This is a genomic window from Winogradskyella wichelsiae (genome assembly GCF_013403925.1).
GTDB lineage: Bacteria > Bacteroidota > Bacteroidia > Flavobacteriales > Flavobacteriaceae > Winogradskyella > Winogradskyella wichelsiae.
This window is the reverse complement of the sequence record NZ_JABFDJ010000005.1, coordinates 288,594-309,217: the sequence shown is the minus strand read 5'-3', so window position 1 is coordinate 309,217 and position 20,624 is coordinate 288,594. Positions and strand designations below refer to the sequence as shown.

At 32.0% G+C, this 20,624-nt stretch carries 17 protein-coding genes; 14 read left to right on the top strand and 3 right to left on the bottom strand.

What is annotated here, in order from left to right:
• Positions 1–61: 61 nt before the first annotated feature.
• From HM985_RS12345 to HM985_RS12330, 4 genes are all read left to right on the top strand, one after another.
• Positions 62–1,072, top strand: a complete 1,011-nt coding sequence (locus tag HM985_RS12345; RefSeq protein ID WP_179376550.1) for a 3-oxoacyl-ACP synthase III family protein — start codon at positions 62–64, stop codon at positions 1,070–1,072.
• 242 nt (positions 1,073–1,314) lie between these two features.
• Positions 1,315–2,568 carry an NRAMP family divalent metal transporter gene (locus HM985_RS12340; protein WP_179376549.1) on the top strand — a complete coding sequence of 418 codons (1,254 nt, stop codon included), beginning with the start codon at positions 1,315–1,317 and terminating at the stop codon, positions 2,566–2,568.
• Positions 2,569–2,593: 25 nt separating this feature from the next.
• Positions 2,594–3,688, top strand: coding sequence for a type I phosphomannose isomerase catalytic subunit (locus HM985_RS12335; RefSeq protein ID WP_179376548.1), 1,095 nt, complete (start codon positions 2,594–2,596; stop codon positions 3,686–3,688).
• Positions 3,689–3,734: 46 nt separating this feature from the next.
• The gene (locus HM985_RS12330; RefSeq protein ID WP_179376547.1) at positions 3,735–4,547 is read left to right on the top strand and encodes an SDR family oxidoreductase; all 813 of its coding nucleotides are present in this window, start codon (positions 3,735–3,737) and stop codon (positions 4,545–4,547) included.
• Positions 4,548–5,021: 474 nt separating this feature from the next.
• Here the strand turns inward: HM985_RS12330 and HM985_RS12325 are convergent, their stop codons facing one another.
• Positions 5,022–7,466: a TonB-dependent receptor domain-containing protein gene (locus tag HM985_RS12325; RefSeq protein ID WP_179376546.1), complete on the bottom strand. Its 2,445-nt coding sequence runs from the start codon at positions 7,464–7,466 to the stop codon at positions 5,022–5,024.
• Between the two features lie 107 nt (positions 7,467–7,573).
• On the opposite strand from HM985_RS12325, the gene HM985_RS12320 reads away from it, so the two are divergent.
• The gene (locus HM985_RS12320) at positions 7,574–7,936 is read left to right on the top strand and encodes a CoA-binding protein (RefSeq protein WP_179376545.1); all 363 of its coding nucleotides are present in this window, start codon (positions 7,574–7,576) and stop codon (positions 7,934–7,936) included.
• Here HM985_RS12320 and HM985_RS12315 read toward each other — a convergent pair.
• Complete coding sequence (locus HM985_RS12315) at positions 7,933–9,378, bottom strand: sodium:solute symporter (RefSeq protein WP_179376544.1); 1,446 nt, start codon at positions 9,376–9,378, stop codon at positions 7,933–7,935. The two genes, HM985_RS12320 and HM985_RS12315, sit on opposite strands and share 4 nt — an antisense overlap.
• Before the next feature lie 171 nt (positions 9,379–9,549).
• Here HM985_RS12315 and recR point away from each other — a divergent pair, with 171 nt between their 5' ends.
• The 8 genes from recR (at position 9,550) to HM985_RS12275 (ending at position 17,237) form a co-directional block, all read left to right on the top strand.
• Positions 9,550–10,167, top strand: coding sequence for a recombination mediator RecR (recR, locus tag HM985_RS12310; protein WP_179376543.1), 618 nt, complete (start codon positions 9,550–9,552; stop codon positions 10,165–10,167).
• Between the two features lie 7 nt (positions 10,168–10,174).
• Positions 10,175–11,275: a glycosyltransferase family 2 protein gene (locus HM985_RS12305; protein WP_179376542.1), complete on the top strand. Its 1,101-nt coding sequence runs from the start codon at positions 10,175–10,177 to the stop codon at positions 11,273–11,275.
• A gap of 90 nt (positions 11,276–11,365) precedes the next feature.
• Complete coding sequence (locus HM985_RS12300; protein ID WP_179376541.1) at positions 11,366–12,715, top strand: dihydrolipoamide acetyltransferase family protein; 1,350 nt, start codon at positions 11,366–11,368, stop codon at positions 12,713–12,715.
• A 133-nt stretch (positions 12,716–12,848) separates the two neighbouring features.
• On the top strand, positions 12,849–13,256 hold the full coding sequence (locus HM985_RS12295; protein ID WP_179376540.1) for a DUF134 domain-containing protein: 408 nt from the start codon (positions 12,849–12,851) through the stop codon (positions 13,254–13,256).
• A gap of 74 nt (positions 13,257–13,330) precedes the next feature.
• Positions 13,331–13,702 (top strand): NifB/NifX family molybdenum-iron cluster-binding protein, encoded by a 372-nt coding sequence (locus HM985_RS12290; RefSeq protein WP_179376539.1) that lies wholly within the window; start codon positions 13,331–13,333, stop codon positions 13,700–13,702.
• A gap of 77 nt (positions 13,703–13,779) precedes the next feature.
• Positions 13,780–14,415: a GTP cyclohydrolase II gene (gene ribA / locus HM985_RS12285; RefSeq protein WP_179376538.1), complete on the top strand. Its 636-nt coding sequence runs from the start codon at positions 13,780–13,782 to the stop codon at positions 14,413–14,415.
• Entirely contained in the window at positions 14,405–14,848 is a 444-nt protein-coding gene (locus tag HM985_RS12280) for an acyl-CoA thioesterase (protein WP_179376537.1), read from the top strand. The genes ribA and HM985_RS12280 overlap by 11 nt, the downstream gene beginning before the upstream one ends.
• 319 nt (positions 14,849–15,167) lie before the next feature.
• On the top strand, positions 15,168–17,237 hold the full coding sequence (locus tag HM985_RS12275) for a hypothetical protein (protein ID WP_179376536.1): 2,070 nt from the start codon (positions 15,168–15,170) through the stop codon (positions 17,235–17,237).
• Positions 17,238–17,326: 89 nt separating this feature from the next.
• On the opposite strand, the gene HM985_RS12270 is transcribed toward HM985_RS12275, so the two are convergent.
• Entirely contained in the window at positions 17,327–19,555 is a 2,229-nt protein-coding gene (locus HM985_RS12270) for a tetratricopeptide repeat-containing hybrid sensor histidine kinase/response regulator (RefSeq protein WP_179376535.1), read from the bottom strand.
• Positions 19,556–19,845: 290 nt separating this feature from the next.
• Here HM985_RS12270 and HM985_RS12265 point away from each other — a divergent pair, with 290 nt between their 5' ends.
• Entirely contained in the window at positions 19,846–20,622 is a 777-nt protein-coding gene (locus HM985_RS12265; RefSeq protein ID WP_179376534.1) for a 3'-5' exonuclease, read from the top strand.
• Positions 20,623–20,624 lie beyond the last annotated feature (2 nt).

The window sequence follows — 20,624 nt, the reverse complement described above, 5'->3', positions numbered from 1 at the left end:
TCTTTTCTAGCTTTGAAAATGTTAGCTTTGTTTTTATAAAAAATATCAAATTTAAAATTCCATGTATAATTCAAAAATAATAGGCTTAGGTAAATATGTCCCAGATAACGTTGTAACTAATGATGACTTATCTAAGATGATGGATACTAACGACGAGTGGATACAAGAACGAACAGGTATAAAAGAACGTCGTTGGGTAGAAAAGGGCAGTGGTGATACTACGGCAACTATGGGGGTAAAAGCAGCCAAGGTTGCTATTGAACGTGCAGGTATAGATAAAGATGATATTGATTTTATCATTTTCGCAACGTTAAGTCCAGATATGTATTTTCCTGGTCCAGGTGTGCAAGTGCAACATGCTTTAGGTATTAAAACAGTTGGTGCTCTCGATGTTCGTAATCAATGTTCTGGTTTTGTTTATGCCATGTCTGTAGCCGATAACTTTATTAAGACAGGAATGTATAAAAACATTTTAGTGATTGGTAGCGAGTTACATTCATTTGGTTTAGATAAAACAACACGTGGAAGAGGTGTTTCAGTAATTTTTGGAGATGGAGCAGGTGCTGCTATATTAACAAGAGAAGAAGATAACTCTAAAGGAATTTTATCAACACATTTACACTCAGAAGGAGAGCATGCCGAAGAGTTAGTTTTAGTAGCGCCAGGAATGGGGAAACGTTGGGTAAGCGATATCATTGCAGATAATGATCCTAATGACGAAAGTTATTTCCCACACATGAATGGGCAATTTGTATTTAAAAATGCAGTAATTCGTTTTAGTGAAGTGATTATGGAAGGTTTAATGAAAAATAATTTAGAAGTCGATGATATTGATATGCTAATTCCGCACCAAGCTAATTTGCGTATCGCACAATTTATACAACGTAAGTTTAAATTAAGTGATGATAAAATATTTAATAATATTCAGAAATACGGAAATACAACTGCAGCTTCAATTCCGATTGCTTTAACAGAAGCATGGGAAGAAGATAAAATAAAAGCAGGTGACACCGTTGTGTTGGCAGCCTTTGGTAGTGGATTTACTTGGGGAAGTGTGATTATCAAGTGGTAACAGACAACTTTCGCTATACCTATATTTCATAAATATAATTTTTTGATGAACCTGATTTGTGCCAACAGATCAGGTTCTTTAATTTTAATAGTACATATTAAATTGCTTTTATATTCTTATTTCATATATTAACACCTTAAACCTAACAAAGACAAGGGAGAATAACTCTACTTTTTCAATTATATATTGAAACTTCTCCCATGACTTTTAACTTATAAACTAATATAACAAACAACAAAATTATGAGTACAAGTAGTCCTACTTATGCCGTTAAATTCAAAAAGAAAATTCAAGATTTTGGCCCCGCCTTTTTTATTATTGGCTATGTCGTCGGAACCGGAAGTGTGACCTCAATGGTGGTTTCTGGTGCTAAATTTGGATTAAGCTTGTCTTGGGCTCTTCTGTTATCCTGTTTTTTTACTTATTTTTTATTGATTTCAATTAGCAAACTGACCATCGTTACAGGTAATACGCTTATGTTATTGTTCAAAAAAACATTTGGTAAGCCTATTACACTATTTATTATAACCGCTTTAGCAGTATCCATTATTTCTTCGGTTATTGGAGTTATGGGAGTTGTTGCTGAGGTTTGTATGGAATGGATTTCGGTAAAAACATCAATCTCCTTTTTAAACAAGCCTGTAATTGCAACTTTTTTTATTGCTTTATTAATTGCTCTTTTCTGGACAGGAAAGCATGAGAATTTTATAAAAGCCATGAGTCTTATGGTTGGCTTTATGGCGCTCGCTTTTATTTTTACCAGTTTTATGGTTTTAAAGGAGTCAGGAAAATCAATCATTGAGTTTTTTCCAGATTTACCAACAGGTGATAATACAGGTTTAATCATAGCAGGAATTGTTGGGACTACAATGGCAGGGGTTTGTTTGGCATCTCGTAGTATTTTAGTACATGAAGAAAAATGGGGCTTAAACGATTTAAAAAAAGAAAATAAAGATGCAATGTCTGCAATGGTCATGACTTTTTTAATAAGTCTAGCCATTATGATTAGTGCAACAGGAACACTCTATTTTAAAGGAACACCCGTAAATGATGCTACAGATTTAATGTCCGCTTTGGGGCCATGGGCGGGCGATTTTGCTTTAACATTATTTACATTAGGTATTGTTGGTGCGGGCTTATCATCAATTTTCCCGAACCTACTTTTATTTCCTTGGTTAATTGCAGATTATACAGATACACCACGAAATATGAAAAGATCACTATTTAAAGTTATAGTGGTTTTAGTAGCATTATCTGGATTAATAGTACCTTTTTTAGGGGGGAAACCTGTATGGATCTTAATCGCTTCCCAAGCATTTAGTCCTTTTGTAATGCCATTAATAACACTGTTTTTAATAATTTTACTGAATAAATCAGACTTAATGAAATCACATAAACCTTCACTTTGGATGAATATAGCTTTAGTAGCAACATTCATTTTTAATTGTTTCATGTTATATGTTGCGATTTTAGGATTTATAGATTTTGTACAATAATACTTTAAGCGATAATACAATAACCATGAGTGAGGACTTACAGAAATATGCACACATACCTTTAAAACAAAAATCTAATAGAGTTTGGAGAACTTATGAGGGAGGAGCTTTAATTGATCGATGGAAAAAAATGACACCAGAAGTAGATGGACAAATGCCTGAACAATGGATAATGTCTACAATAACAGCGCGCGGAAATGGCAGACCTGAAGACGAAGGGCTTTCTCTGATAGAAACTGAAGATGGTGTTTTTCCTTTAAAGGATTTAATTAATTCTGATTTAGATTTATATTTAGGTAAAGATCTTGCTGAAAAATTCGGAACTACAGGTGTGCTCATTAAAATGTTAGACTCTATGGAGCGTTTAACAGTTCAAGTACACCCAGATAAAAACTATGCAAAAACTGTTTTTAATTCAGAATTTGGTAAAACAGAATCTTGGTATGTTTTAAACACAAGAGAAATTGATGGTGAAAAACCTGTGGTTTATATGGGGTTTAAAAAACACGTCACTAAAGAGATCTGGAAAACGCATTTTGAGAATCAAAACATTGAAGGAATGTTAGATTGTTTACATAAAATCGAGGTAAAACCAGGTGATGCTTTTATGATTTACGGTGGTGTACCACATGCTATTGGTGCAGGCTGTTTTTTAATGGAAGTACAAGAACCTACGGATTATACGATGCGTGTTGAAAAAACAACGCCTGCAGGTTTAAAAATAGGTCCAGAATTAATTCATCAAGGTGTAGGCGAAGAAAAAATGTTAGAATGTTTCCATTATGATACTTTTACTATTGACGAAGCTTTAAATGAATGGAAAATAACTCCTGAAGTTTTAGAGGAGTCAGCTGAACATACATTCAAAACACTATTCAATAAAAAGCATACTAATTGTTTTGGGTTAAGCGAACTGCTTTTAGATGGAGAACATACCATTAAAGGAAATGGATGTTTCTACGTTGCGGTAATTTATTCAGGCGATGGCGTCATAGATTGCAACGGAAAACAATACGATTATAAACAAGGGGATGAAATCTTTATATCAGCAGCGATTTTAGAAATTACTTTTAGATCTCATGAGGCATCTAAAATTTTACTTTGCTATCCTCCGAGTTAGAAAAGATTAATGATTAAGAAAAAGAAAAACGAATTAAAAATTAGAAATGAATTTATTTAATTTAGAAGATAAAACAATTCTTATAACAGGAGCTTGCGGAGTTCTTGGAGGTGGAATTGCTAAATATTTATTAGAAAACAATGCAACGGTTATTTTACTGCATTATAAAACGGAGGCACTTAATAATACAGTCGCTGATTTTAAAAAAATTAGTGACAAAGTAGAAGGCTATGTTTGTAATGTTGTTGAAGAAAAATCACTTCAAGATGCTGCTAGTAAAATCATGGCAAAATACGGTAAGATAGATGCTTTAATAAATGCTGCGGGTGGAAATAAGCCTGGTGCTACTGTGGCCCCCGGACAATCTGTGTTTGATGTAGATATCGAACAATTTAAACAAGTTATAGATCTAAACTTATTTGGTAGTATCATTCCTTCATTGGTGTTTGGTAAAGAAATGGCTAAAAATAAGAAAGGAACAATTATTAACTTGTCTTCTATGGCTGCAGATAGAGTAATCACACGTGTTATGGGGTATTCTGCCTCAAAAGCAGCGATTGATAATTTTACCAAATGGATGTCTGTTGAGTTGGCTCAAAAATATGGAGAAGGCATGCGTGTTAATGCTGTAGCACCTGGTTTTTTTATAGGAAATCAGAACAGAGCATTATTAACAAACGAAGACGGAAGTTATACGGATAGAGGAAATACAATTATTAGAAATACACCAATGGGACGTTTTGGAGATGCAGATGAACTTAATGGAGCGATCCATTATTTATGTTCGGAAGCTTCAAAATTTGTAACAGGAATTGTGGTTCCTATTGATGGTGGATTTAGTGCCTATAGCGGAGTTTAATTTTTTGATGCTTTAAGATTGCTTTTTTAAGATGTTACAGGTGTAAGGTCATATAACAATAATAGTAGAGCAAGAAAATAAGAATTAAAAAAAAAGCGTTTGATGTATATTTTAAAGAAGAGAAGCTAAAGCCTATATTATTGCGGTAAAAGGAGATATCACTTCAGATGTTTTAAATACCATGGATTACGTTGTTTTTGCAATGAATTAGATGAAAGTCAATTAGATTAAATTGATTTTAAAACATAAAAAAAGCCCAAACAAATTTTGTTTGGGCTTTTTCGCTATTAACCAACCTTAACTAAAACTATTATAAAAATTAATTTATAATATATTACTTAAAAACTATACTACTATAGACGTCAGGACTCCTATATTATTACATGACTTTGGGTATTTAACTCGCATTTAACAAATAACCAAAGCTGTAGATTTGGGGTATTTATGCGTTATATTAATTTTAAGTTTTACTGTTTAAAACATACCTCCACCTTCTTGAACATCACTATCGCGTTGTTTACGAGATTTTGCACTGTAATTTCCTCCTCCAAAACGGTAAGATAAGCGCGCTGATATTTGTTGACTTTCCCAATTAAATTGTCCGTGTTGTGTATATGGACGCTCGCTATCAAACTCTGCAAACATGGTATCAAAAATGTCATTATAGCTCAAGCTAAAATTAGCTCTGTCTTCCATAAATGTATAGCGCATTCCTAGGTTGACCATAAGCATGTCGTTCATTTCAAATTGAATATTCTGATTTTTTCCTCTATACATTCCAAAGGCTGAAAAACTTAAACTTTTACTGACTTTAAAGTTGTTAAATACTCTTGCACTCCAAGCTAAATTGTCAACTTCAACGGTATTTAAAAGTATATTCTGATTGTCATCAAAAGATTCTGCTAAACTTTTTTGAGATTGAGAATACAAATCAAAACTCGCATTAATACTCCACCATTTTGTTGGACGGTAGCTTGAAGACAATTCGACACCATAAGCTGTTGTGTTGTCAAAATTTAAGTTAGTCATAATTAAACGGTTAACGTCGGTACGATCAATTAAAATAGCTTGTTGAATTTCGTCTTCTATAATTCTGTAAAAAATGCCACCAGTAATACTTCCTTTTTCAAGCTGTCTTGTATAATTTACTTCCATCGAGTTTGTAAATTGAGGACGTAATTCTTGATTTCCAAATTGAGAAATTAAAGGTGTGTTCCATTCAGGTAAAGGATTTACTTGTCCAATTCCAGGTCTGTCAATTCGTCGACTATAACTTAGTTGGTATGAATTTTTTTCTGAAGGTGTATAAGTAAAAAATGCTGAAGGATATAATTCAAAATAATTATTTTCAAAAGGAATCGTTAATGCTTCGTTAGACGCTAAGTCTTTTTTAAACGCATCAGAATCGACATTGACGGTTTCTGCTCTTAAGCCCAATTGGTAACTCCACTTTTCTTTTTTTGTGCCATAAGTAGCATAAGCTGAATAAATATCTCTCACGTAATCAAAACGAGTCGTTGTTGGTATGTAGTCTCCGTTCTGGTTCGTTTCTCTTGCATCTGATTGGTAGAACAAACTTGTATCAAACAAACGTGCTTGTAAGCCAAATTCTAATTTTGTGGATTCAGATAGAGGATTCGTGTAATCTAAATTAAGTGTTGTATTTGTTCTGTCGGTATCTGTTTGTTCAAGAAAGTTAGGACGTTGAGAACTGTAAAAGGTATTTCCTGTATCTGTTAGACCACTGTAAGTATTGTAATCTGCTTCAAACTCTATGCTATGTCCTTCTTCATTAAAATCATGTTTATAATTGACATTATATTGCTGCGAATCATTCTCGTTATCACCACGTGTATATTGAGATTCGTCTAAACTAGGATTTGTTAAATAGGCAATACTAGAATAAACATTGCTCCACCCGTTAAAAAGGTTTTGATTGGTAAACACCGAAATTGTATTCTTATCATTGAGGTAGTAATCAACACCAACTTTAAATAAATGCGATTTATTATTGTTTAAAATATCAAAGTTTTGCTCAATCGCTTGGTCAATACGATCAATCTGTCCATAATTAACATTCTTTGTCACGCTATTGCTGTAAGAACCATAAAAATTCAGCTTACCATTTCTGTAATTTGCATCAATAGAACTATTAAATTTAGGTTCAATATCATAAGCTAAACCAAAGTTAATATTACCATTAAAACCAATTTTAGTGTTTTTATGAAGTATAATATTGATAATACCACTCATGCCTTCAGGGTTATATTTGGCTGAAGGGTTTGTAATTAATTCAATACTTTTTATTGAAGAAGAAGGAATTTGTTTTAATAATTGATCGGCAGGAATATTAGATAGTTTCCCATCGACCATAACCCTGACATTTTCGTTACCACGTAAGCTTAAAGTGCCTGTTTGTTGATCTACGCTTACTGAAGGTAGATTGTTCATGATTTCGCTTGCCGTTGCGCCAGCGGTTTGTAAATCTTTGCCAATGGTGATCACTTTTCTATCTACTTTTTGTTGAATAGTAGAAACATCAGCAACAATAGTAACTTCGTCTAAACCCATAGATTCTTCTTCAAGTTTAATATCACCTAACTCGAGTTTGTAATTTCCTTTTCCGATTGTAACCGTGCGGTCTATGGTTTTAAAACCAACAAATTGGATGGATACAATAATTTTTCCTTCTGGAATGTTTTCTATTTTAAAAGTACCATCGTCACTGGTAATACCGCCTGTAATTATTTTTTTCGCCATATCTTTAATAACGATATTGACATAAGGTAAAGGTTGATTGAGGTCTGCATCAATAACACGTCCTGAAACAGAACCGTTTTTAATATCAGAATTAGAGTTGGGTTGTGCACTTATAATAGTTGATGATGCTATTACAAGCATTAATAAGAAATGCTTCATTTTGATTGATTTATTTTTTTTGATTGAATAGGTTGTTTGTGAAATAGAAGACGACTATATTTATGTTATGTTACCCTAAATTTTTCTCTTAACATTTTTTTAACACTATGAATAAAACAACATTAGTTATCGGAGCGTCATTAAAACAAGAGCGCTATTCTAACATTGCAATCAAGAGGTTGCGAAGTTATAATCATGAAGTCAAGGCTTTTGGCTTAAGAAAAGGAAATATTGAAGACGTATCAATAGATACAGAATTAATGCCTTATAAAGGTATTGATACTGTTACCTTATATTTAAATCCGCAACGTCAAAAACCATATTACGATTACATAATAGGACTTAACCCTAAACGTGTCATATTTAATCCTGGAACAGAAAACTCAGAGTTTTACAATGTTTTAGAACAGAATAATATTGAGTTTGAAGAAGCTTGCACCTTAGTTTTATTGGGTACAGGGCAATATTAGGCTTTCTTCTTTATAAGAAGTAAACCTAAAAACATAAATAGTCCGTTGTAAATTAGTATTTCAAATCCGATTTCGTGACCGTTAAATAATGCTTTAGAATAAAGGTTTAATAGGTAAGAAATTAGAGGTGCTATAATAGCAACAATCCAGACCAACTTATCTTTAATTTCAATTTTGGTGATTAAACCAAAAGCAAATAAGCCTAATAACGGTCCGTAAGTGTAGCCTGCCGCTTTAAAGAGTTCCCAGATAACTGAGACATCTTTAAAGATAAAATCGAATAACAAAATAACCAAAACAAGCACAGCACTAAAACCGATATGGACACGTTTTCTAAGGCCTTTTCTTTTGGTTTCTGGTTTGTTTTCAATGTCTAAAATATCAAAACAAAAAGAGGTAGTTAAGGAGGTTAAAGCAGAATCTGCACTAGAATAAGCTGCAGCAATCAAACCAAGTAAAAAGAACGCTGAGGTTACAATACCTATTTCTGGAAGCATAGCAATAGTAGGAAATAAATCATCCTTAGATGCCGTGATACCATGGATTGCTGCATATTGTGTTAGCATTAAACCAAGAACTAAGAAAAGGATATTTACAAAAATGAGGACAACACTAAAAGTGACCATGTTTTTTTGAGCATCTTTTAAATTACGACAAGTTAAGTTCTTCTGCATCATATCTTGGTCTAAACCAGTCATGGTAATAGTAATGAAAATTCCAGATAAAAAGCTCTTCCAAAAGTATTGAGGACCATTGCCGTCTTCAAAAAAGAAAACCTTACTCAGGTTACTTTCTTTGGTGTAAGTAATCACATCTCCAATACTATTTAAATCTAAAGCAGATGCTAAAAATACAATGGTAACTACAACAGAAACCAACATAAAGAAAGTTTGAAGTGTATCTGTGAAAATGATTGTTTTTATGCCTCCTTTAAAGGTGTAAAGCCAAATTAAAGCAATAGTAATTATTACGGTGAAAGCAAAAGGAATATCGAATAAATCAAAAACTAAAAGTTGTAAAACTTTAGCGACTAGAAATAAGCGAAAAGCAGCACCAACGGTCCTAGAAATAAGGAATGCAACAGAGCCTGTTTTGTAACTCACAACACCAAAACGATCTCTTAAATACGTGTAGATAGAGGTAAGGTTAAGTTTGTAATAGAGTGGTAATAACACAAAAGCGATGATTAAGTACCCAAAAAAATACCCGAAAACAACTTGTAAATAACCAAATTGTTTTGCTTCAATAGCACCAGGAACAGAGATAAATGTAACACCAGACAAAGAAGCACCGATCATACCAAAAGCTACTAAATACCATGGTGCGGACTTATTTGCTTTAAAAAAAGCAGCGTTAGAATCTTCTTTCCCTGTGAAATAAGAGATTAAAATAAGCAAACCAAAGTAACATACAATTAAGATGAGTATTGCTGTTGGAGACATAATGGTAACGTTTTTTTAGTATAATTTATGAAAGTAATCTATTTGTAAAAAAGGACTGCTTTAAATTAAATATAATTACGAAAAAAATAGTGGTTTTTAGATAATTTGCTCTAAAATAGAGATTTATGTTCTCCTTTATTTTTATCTCCAAAATTAAGTACCTTCGCGGTTATGGAATTTTCATCAAAACTCTTAGAAAACGCAGTTAATGAAATGTCGCAATTGCCTGGTATTGGTAAGCGTACAGCCTTGCGTTTAGTGTTGCATATGTTGCGACAACCCGAAAATCAAACCTTTCAATTAGCTAATGCGCTAACGAAGGTGAGAGGAGAAATTAATTTCTGTAAATCGTGTCATAATATAAGCGATACAATATTGTGCGAAATTTGTGCAAATCCTAATAGAAATAGCGAGTTAATCTGTGTTGTAGAAGATATTAGAGATGTTATGGCAGTAGAGAATACCAGTTCTTTTAAAGGTTTGTATCATGTTTTAGGAGGTAAAATATCACCAATGGATGGTATTGGTCCTCAAGATTTGAATATTTCATCTTTGGTAGAAAAAGTGAAATTAGGAAAAGTAAAAGAATTAATTTTTGCAATGAGTCCAACAATGGAAGGTGATACCACAAACTTTTACATATTTAGACAATTGCAAGATTATAAGGTAACAACGTCTACAATTGCAAGAGGTGTTGCTGCTGGAAATGAATTAGAATATACCGATGAAATTACACTAGGCCGAAGCATTATAGATCGTGTTCCATTTGAAGCTTCATTAAAATCATAATCTTATCTTGAAACTTTCTGTCATCATTTTAAATTATAATGTACGCTACTTTTTAGAGGTTTGTCTAAGAAGTGTTGAAGCGGCCATTACGTCAATTGATGCTGAAATTATTGTGATAGATAATAATTCTCCAGACCATAGTTGTACGATGGTAAAGGAATTGTTTCCATCTGTAAAACTTATTGAGAATAAAGAGAATTCAGGGTTTTCAAAAGGAAACAATATAGGAGTAGCACAAGCTAAAGGCGAATATCTTTGTATTCTTAACCCAGATACAATTGTTGCAGAAGACACGTTTACTAAACTTTTTAAGTTTGCAGAAACTCAGACCAATCTTGGTATTGTAGGTTGTCAACTTATTGATGGTCAAGGAAATTTTCTACCAGAAAGTAAACGTCATATTCCAACACCAAAAGTAGCTCTAAAAAAAATATTAGGACTTACTAACGATTACTACGTAAATCACATAGATGTAAATAATACAGGAAAGGTTGATATTTTAGTGGGGGCTTTTATGTGGCTTAAAAAAGAGGTTTATGATGCTGTTGGCGGTTTTGACGAGGCCTATTTTATGTATGGGGAAGATATTGATCTCTCTTATAAAGTGATTAAAGCAGGTTATGATAATTTCTATTATGGTAATACAACGGTGATTCATTTTAAAGGAGAGAGTACGTTAAAAGATTCCAAATACGCAAAACGCTTTTACGGGGCGATGCAGATTTTTTATAAAAAACATTTTAAACAGAATTTGTTATTCAATGCAGTGGTTTGGTTAGGAATTAAAATGGCATTTTTAATGCGAAAAAATCCAAAAGATGTTAAAGTCGTGCCAAATCATTCTTATCTATATAGCATGGATTCAGATCTTATTTTGAGTCAAAAATTACCGAAACCAATTGAATTGAAAGATAATATTCAGTTGAATGTTAAAAATGACAGCTTAATTGTTTACGATTTTAAATTATTGAATGCGAGTGATGTAATTGCGGATATGAAGCAAAAATCGAAACAAGAAGCTATTGTTTTTAGATTTCTTACAAAAAACTGTAAATTTATCCTCGGAAGTGATAGCGCTAGCAACAAAGGGGAAGTATTACACTTTTAAAATAGATTTGTTGAGTAAAATTCAGTGAAACACTTATTTTTTTAGTAATTTTGCACGCGATTAGCAAATAACGACCTACAAATTAAAGATATGGCAAATTTTGAACTTAAGTTACCTAAAATGGGAGAAAGTGTTGCAGAAGCAACGATAACCTCATGGCTTAAAGATGTTGGAGATACAATTGAAGCAGATGAAGCTGTTTTAGAAATTGCTACTGATAAGGTAGATAGTGAAGTTCCGAGTGAAGTAGATGGCGTTTTAGTTGAAAAACTATTTAACGTTGATGATGTTGTACAAGTCGGACAGGTGATTGCGGTGATTAAAATTGAAGGAGGAGATACAGTAGAGGTTAAAGCTACTGAAGCAAAACCAGAAGTTAAGGAAGATACTGCTGCGCCTAAACAAGTAGCAGAAGTAGAACAAACTGTAGTTGCAGCAAGAGAATCTGTTGCACCAGTGGCATCGACAGAAGATCGTTTTTATTCTCCATTAGTAAAAAATATAGCAAAGAAGGAAGGTATTTCTCAAGTAGAATTAGATACAATTCAAGGGACAGGTAAAGATGCTCGGGTAACTAAAAATGATATTAAATCTTATTTAGAATCACGTAGTGCTTCACCAGTTGTAACTTCAACGTCTAATACCGTTGTAGAGAAAGCGCCAGAGCCAACTCAGACACAAGGAAAACCGAAACAGGCAGTGCCAGAACCTAAGTCAATTATAACAGACGGAGGTGATGAGATTATTGAAATGTCTAGAATGGGGAAACTCATTTCTAAATATATGGTAGATTCGGTACAGACGTCTGCACACGTGCAATCGTTTATTGAAGCCGATGTAACTAATATCTGGAATTGGAGAAAGAAAGTTAAAGCGGGTTTTACAAAGCGAGAAGGTGAGAACCTGACTTTTACGCCAATCTTTATGGAAGCTATTACAAAGGCTTTAAAAGAATTCCCAATGATGAATATTTCTCTTGAAGGAGATAAGATCATTAAAAAGAAAGCTATAAATGTTGGGATGGCGGCAGCTTTACCAGATGGTAATTTAATAGTTCCTGTAATTAAAAACGCTGATCAATTAAGTTTATTAGGAATGGTAAAACGTGTCAATGACCTAGCAAATAGAGCACGTTTAGGGAAGTTGAATCCAGATGATATACAAGGCGGAACTTACACCGTAACTAATGTTGGTACGTTTGGTAGCATCATGGGAACACCAATTATTAATCAGCCACAAGTAGGGATTTTAGCCTTAGGTGCTATTAGAAAAGTGCCTGCTGTTATAGAAACTTCAGAAGGCGATTATATTGGTATCCGTTATAGAATGTTCTTATCGCACTCTTATGATCATAGAGTTGTTAATGGCGCTCTAGGTGGACAATTTGTAAAAGCAGTAAAAGATTATTTAGAAGCTTGGGATTCTGATCGCGAGATTTAAAAACCTTTTTATTTTAAAATATATAAAAGCATAGTTTAAGGACTGTGCTTTTTTTTTGTTTATATCGAAAATATTAGCACTATTAAATTTTATTTTGAACGCAAGTTCATTACCTTTATGTGAAATTTATAAGATGCCTCGCCCTAAAAAAAAGAGAAAAGTTAATAATCCTCCAAAAATGCTCGGTTTTAAACCTTTTGGTATTCGGTTCTGTGAAACAGAACATGTTGTTATGCAATATGAAGAATATGAAACTGTAAAACTTGTTATTTACGATGATCTTTCACAAGATGAAGCAGCAGATCAGATGGAAGTTTCAAGACCGACGCTTACTCGAATTTATAATAGTGCCTTAAAGAAAATTGGACAAGCTTTTGTAGAGGGTAAATCGATTCTTATTAAAGGGGGGGATTTCGAATTTGAAGAAAATTGGTATAAATGCAAAAGATGCTTCAAGTTAATTGTAGAAGTAGATAATGATTTAAAGTCTGATAATTGCTCTTCAGGTGACGTGCATGACTTAGTGAATTTAAATGAATAGCTGATGTTAAGCCTAAAATATAAAGTGTCAAATAATTTAGATTCAAAAATAGAAATGAAGCAAAAAAAAAGGTCATGAAAAAAATAGCCATACCAATAACTAAAAATAATAAAGTTCAAAATTATTTTAGGGATTCTAAAGTTTACGAAATTTATATTTTCTCTAAGGCAAATGACATTTTAGATGTGCAGTTATTCGATTTAAATAAAAATACTGATTGTTCTAACATTGTAAACGCTTTAGTAAAAGAACAAGTTACTTTTATGCTTTCAGATCATATAGGAAATAAAGCTTTAAATAAATTAAATAAAGCGGGTATCACTGTCATAAGAGGGTGTGCTGGTGATTCAGCAGATGTTGTTTTGCAATTTGTCGCAAACGAGATTACAGATAATGGTATAAGTTGTTATGGATATAGAAGAAAGCAACATCATTTGCAAAATTAGAAATCGCATTGTTAATTTTTAAAATAGAGACTGTTAAACGAACTGGTCTTCTATAAGTATATATAAAAATAAAATTCATGTCTATTAAAGAAGCAATTATTATAGAAGGGGAAAGGGTTAAGCTTCCTACAAAATACGGTCATTTTGAATTGGTTCCTTTCAAAGAAAAAATAAATGGATTTGAGCATATGGCTCTTATTAAAGGAGATTTAACTTCGGAAGATACCGTTTTAACTCGTATTCATTCTGCTTGTGCTACAGGTGATTTGTTTGGTTCTTTAAGATGTGATTGTGGCGATCAATTAATTGGAGCGATGAAGATGATTGAGGCCAATAAAACAGGTGTTATTGTTTACTTGCAGCAAGAAGGAAGAGGAATAGGTTTAATGAATAAAATGAAGGCTTATAAATTGCAAGAGCAAGGGTTAGATACAATTGAAGCTAATTTGAAGTTGGGTTTTGCTGCAGATGAAAGAGACTATAATATTGCTGTTGAAATTCTCGCAGCAATTGGTGTAAAACAAGTAGATCTGTTAACTAATAATCCCGATAAAATTATAGGATTAGAGCAGAGTGGAGTTAAGGTTGTAAAACGAGTGTCATTAATAATACCCTCAAATCCATTTAATAAGTATTATTTAGAGACCAAAGAAAATTTTATGGGCCATCAACTCACTGAAAATAAAATAGAAAATAAATCTTGTGATCATTGATACATTTCAAATAAGACCGCATTACGGAGAGGTGGATCAAATGGGATATGTTTATCACGCAAACTATCTTGCATACTGCCATCAAGCTCGAAATGAATTATTAAGAAAACTGAATTTAGACGAAGTGACGCTTGAAGGTCATCATATAATATTACCTGTTATTTCATTTTATATTGATTATAAGAAACCAGCACATTTTGATGAGTTACTAACCATTACAACAGTTATTAAAGAGTTACCAAAAGTGCGTTTCAATTTTGAATTTGAAATTAGGAATAAACTAAGCGTGCTCTTAGTTAAAGCGACATCTACGGTTGTTTCAGTAGATATTCAGACGCGTTCACCAAAAAAAATTCCAGAATTTATGACCAATATATTTAAAGTTGAGTTTAACGATAGCACGCTTTTAAAGTCGAATAATCTGAGCATTTAAAAGAAGAAATAAGAAGTTCTTGTCAATTGCTTATGAATTTAAAACAGAATAAAAAGAGTAAAAGTTTTTCAAATAAAAATATAAACAACATCCATCTAGTATATTATATCTAGTTTTTTACTTTTGTTCTTTTTTGTGCAGTTTTAGAAATTTAATAAATAAGAAAAATATTAGTTTTAAGTTTTTAAAATAAACCTATTTTTATCAAAATTTTAGAATACGTTCATCAAATAAACATTGCATTTACCTACTGAAATTAATATTTAAAAGACGCCCTTTAAAACGTTTCATTTACGCGTACGTTATAAAATAAATACATATGACAAATAATATTATTATTGAAAATCAATATAAAAGAACGAGTTTGTTTGAAAAAGATAATGTGAATTATCTAGTTCATGTTTTAAAAAGATTTAACACAGTTCCGAAACTTAACAATATAAATATTATTACCTCTGCAAAAGAGCCGCTTGTATTCAAAATTTTACCTAATGAAGCTATTATAATTGGTGCGACGTATTTAAAAAATCCTGTTTTAGCTTTAGTTTATTTAAGATATGGAATAGAGTGGCAACTTTGGTACAAAGCACTAAGCAATAAAGAAGACGATTCTGCTTTGTGTGATATAGCAGCATTTGAAGTAGCTCGAATATTTTACAAGCTGTTGCCTAAAGAGGATAAAGAAAAATTAGAACCTCTTGATTATTTTTTAATCAATTTATTTAAAAAAGATGAAGATTTAACCGCTGAAGCATTATTAAAACATAAAGAATTACAAGCATTTCATGAAATTGATAATTCAGAAAAAGAATTTGAAGATTCTTGGAGACCCATTGTAGCGAATTTAGCTAAACCAACAGAATATTTACTAATGGCTGGTGGTGATTTAAGGTTAAATATAGACGAAGTTGCCTTGTTAAACAAATACGGTTGTAGACCTTTCCCTAGACCAGAGGCATTTACTTTTGCTTCATCTACAGCAACAAGTGTTTCTAATTTTGCTTTCGATAAAACAGATAAAGTAAGAAGTATATTAATTAAGAATAGCTTAAAAAACGGCTTTAAAAAGACCACGAATGAGTTTTCAGAATTATTAAAAAACAATCTTAAAACGCTATTTAAGTTAAACGATGCTTGTGAGATTATTTTTTCACCTTCAGGTACAGATGCCTCTTTGCAAGTTGCTGCAATCACTCAAATTATAACAGATAAGGAGATTACTCATGTTTTAGTCGCGTCAGATGAAACAGGTAGTGGAGTGCCTGCAGCCTTAAAAGGTTGTCATTTCGAAAATACAACGGCACTTAATTATCCAATTAAAAAAGGGGATAAAATAGAAGGGTTTAGAGACGTTGAATTAATTAAAATTCCTTTTAGAGATGAAAAAGGGAAGTTAAAATCTGAAAAAGAATTAGATACTGAGGTTTTTACTGCGATTTCAGAGACAAATAAGTTAGGAAGACATATTGTATTGCATGTTATGGATCATTCTAAATTAGGTTATCAATCACCTAGTGAGGAAATGATGAAAAAATTAGATGCTTTAGAGGATATTTCCATGCAAATAATTGTAGATGCGGCACAGCTGAGATTAGATCCTTCAGATATACACGCTTATTTAGAAAAAGGATATATTGTTTCTACAACAGGCAGTAAGTACTTTACGGGACCTCCGTATGCAGGTGCTTTAATTCTACCTGAAAGTATGAGTAATTTAATTCAGTCGTCAAAAAATAAATTACCAATAGGATTAACGCAATATTATAATCATTCCGATTGGCCAATAACGTGGTTTTGTTCTAAGGAATTATCTGAAGGATTTAATTATGGATCATACATGCGTTGGAATGCTGCCATTGTTGAAATGGATAGATATTATAAAACACCAATTCTTTATAGAAATATGGGGATTGAAATGTTTTGTGATTTTATAGAAGATTCAATAAACGACGCCACATTTTTAGAGCCACTGTATGGTGATGAAGTAAAAACAAACTACGATAGTAAAGAATTTGGAATAAGAAATATTCGTACCATCTTTCCGTTTTTTATTCTTCAAAATAATAAAGCTTTACCGGTAGATGAGGTAAAAAAACTCTATGCTTTATTAAATTCAGATATATCAGATAAATTTGAAGGTTCACCTTTAGAGATCAATAGACTTGCTGCGCAAAAGTGTCATATAGGTCAAGCGGTAAATGTAAAGTATGGCAATGATTTACAAAGCGCTGTTCTAAGAATTAGTTTGGGCGCTAGAGTTATTTCAGAAAGCTGGGTAAATAGAGATATTAGCTTGTTTTTTAGAAATATTGAAGGTCAAATGAATCAAATTACCGTAATTATTAGAAAAATAGAATTAATTCTAAGCAATCCTGAATTACTGAAATAATCTTAAATTCCTCAAGAGTGATTTTAAACACCTAGAGAAAGTATTTAAATAATAAGAAAAGCACTGTGACGTCACAGTGCTTTTCTGTTTTAAGCCTTATTAGCTTTCATGAGGTTAGTAGCGAGTGTCTTTAGAAATTCGTTAATCTTATAAGGCTTTACAATAGAATCATTAAACTGTGCAGCTTTAAAGCGATCATCTTGTTCATTTTGTGTTACTGCAGTTAGAGCAATAATAATTATGTTTTTTTTAAGCTCACGGATGCGTTTTGTAGCCTCAATACCATCCATAACGGGCATATTTACATCCATTAAAATTAAATCATAGTCAGATGCTATAGAGTTATCAAGACCTTCTTGCCCATTAGTAGCAACTTCAACTATAATGTCGTGACTCTCTAATGTCTTTTTAGTCACTAATAGGTTAATAGTATTGTCATCTACAACGAGGACTTTTTTACCACGGAGTATATCTTTAGTAGTTGTGTCTTGTGCATCATCGTTAATATGCGCTTCAGTTGCAGTACCTAAGGTTATTTCAAAAAAGAAATTAGAACCTTGGCCAAGAATACTCACTAATTGTATGTCAGAGTTCATGTCAATAAGCAATTTTTGAACGATAGTAAGTCCTAATCCAGAGCCTTGAAAATGACTTTGATGTTCAAGTTGTCCGAATTCTTCAAAGATTTTTTTCTGATTATCTTTAGAAATTCCCTGTCCGTTATCCTTAACTTCAAATTTTAGTTTTAAACGGTTGTCCTTAATTTCAATAAAACTTACTATTAATTGAACCTCTCCGTGATCGGTGAATTTTAAGGCATTTCCTAATAGATTAATAAGAACTTGAGACAGCTTAGTTTGATCTCCTTTAATCCAAATTGGAACCTTAGGGTCTAAAGTAATTATTAAATTATTGTTGGTTTGCCCTGTAATATATTCTAAAGATTCTTTTATGTTATTTAAAAAATCTTTAAGATGAAAGGACTTAAATTCAATTTGTTTTTTTTCATGAGAATCCATTTTGTTTAAGGTCAGTACATCATTAACGAGATTTAATAAGTAATCTGCAGAAAATTTTAAGGATTGTAATTCTGTTTTATGAGACTCTAAAGATTTATCGTTGTTAAGTATAGTGCTAAGACCAATAATACCATAAAGCGGTGTGCGTAACTCGTGACTCATAGTTGAAAGAAAACGAGATTTGGATTTCGCTAATCTTTCAGACTCTAGCTTTGCTTCTAGATACTCTAGGTTCTTTACTTCTAATTGAGTGTTTAGTTTACGTCTATTTTTGGCGACTCTTAAAAGGTTTATAATAAAGAATAAAAGTAATGTTGAGATAACAATACTAATTACCAGAAACTTCTGTTGATATTTAGCTTTTTCAACAATTAACTCATCAGTTAAAATTTTATTTTTTAAAACCTCTTTTAGTTTAGCGTTATTTAGGTTTGCGGTTAATGTTTTAGCCGATTTTTCTATGTCTTTTTGTTGTTCGGTATGTGATATGCTATCTGTTATTTTGCAAATTTCATAGGCTTTTTTATAATCTCCTTTTTTAACTAAACACTTTATGTAGCCTTCGTAGGCACTTTTTAGAGTTTCATTAAAATTTGTTTCCTTAGCTAAATCAATAGTTTCTATGTATAATTTTAAGGCAAGGTTGTAATCTTTATCCATAAAAGCATAATTCGCTTTAAATAGATTTAGTCCTGCAAATCCTATTTTAAAACTTTTCGGAATATTTTTTTCTGCAGCTTCTATATAAGGTTTTGCTCTTTTATGATCCTTTAATTGAATTAAGATGGTTTCAGCGATATTATAGTTAAGTATAAAAAGCGTGCGTTTATTATCTTGTTGTTCAGCTAATGGAATAGCTTTGTTAAAAGCATTGAAAGCTTTATCATATGCTTTAAAGGCAAAATAGATATTTCCTAAGTCTATCTGAGCACCTATGATAGATTTAGGAGTTCTTAGTTTCTCTGCTAATTTTATATTTTCTCTTGCATATTCAAAGGATTTTACTGAATCATTTAGATAATGATAAGAATTGGCGAGGTAACTATTAATCTCAAAAACCTCATTAGGAAAATTATTATTCTTTGCTGGTTTTAAAATTTCATTAGCCTTTAATATAACCGTGCTGTAATCTTCTTTGTAGTAATCAGTAATCATTGATTCGGTTACCGAGTCAATATAAGCTTTAATATATGAAGTAGAAGAGCCTCCTGTTTTATGTAAATGAGTTGTTCTGTCTTGGGCGGAGAGATGAATTGCATTAAGGAAAATCAAGATAAAATAAATAAAAAATAATCTCATGCGATATCGGTGAATTGTCAAAATATCGGTCAAAATACTAAATATTATAGTAATAAATAGAGATTAATCTTTCCTTTTTGTATAAATACTGCTTCTTTTGTTTTTATAAGCTTGATTTTCTTCATAATAAAACTTTTTAATGATTTTAGTATCGAAATTATTGATACGAGAAATTTAAAGGTTTTTAGAATTTAGAAAAGAGTACAGCACATTGTGATTTAATGAGGTTTTTAAAACCGACGAAGTCTTTTTCAAAGAATCTAATTATCTTTGCGTAAATTAAATAGCAAATGCAACTCAATCTATCAAAAGCAATCTGTTTTTTCGATTTAGAAACCACAGGTATTAACATTTCAAAAGACAGAATTGTCGAAATTTCAATCCTTAAAGTTTATCCAGATGGCAAGGAAGAAGCTAAAACTTGGGTGGTAAATCCAGAAATGCCAATTCCTGCTGAGGTTACGGAAATTCATGGTATTTCTGATGCAGATGTTGTGGGCAAGCCAACCTTTAAAGAGTTATCTAAAGAAATCTATAATATGATTAAAGATTCGGATTTAGGAGGTTTTAATTCTAACCGCTTCGATATTCCATTACTAGCGGAAGAAATGTTAAGAGCAGACGTAGATTTTGATATGAAAAATACGCAGTCGGTAGATGTGCAAACCATATTTCATAAAATGGAACAACGTACATTAGTAGCAGCGTATAAATTTTATTGCAATAAAAGCTTAGAAGATGCACATAGTGCAGAGGCAGATACAAAAGCAACTTACGAAGTCTTAAAAGCGCAATTAGATCGTTACGAAGATTTAGAGAATGACACTAAATTTTTAGCAGAGTTTAGTTCTCGTAAGAAATTTGCGGATTTTGCAGGATTTTTAATCTTTAATAAAGAAGGCGAGGAATGCTTCTCTTTTGGGAAACATAAAGGAAAACGTGTCTTAGATGTTTTAGATAAAGAGCCTGGTTATTTTGGCTGGTTACTCAATGCCGATTTTCCACTTTACACTAAAAAGGTATTGACGGCTATTAAATTAAGACAATTTAATAATAAGTTGAGTTAATT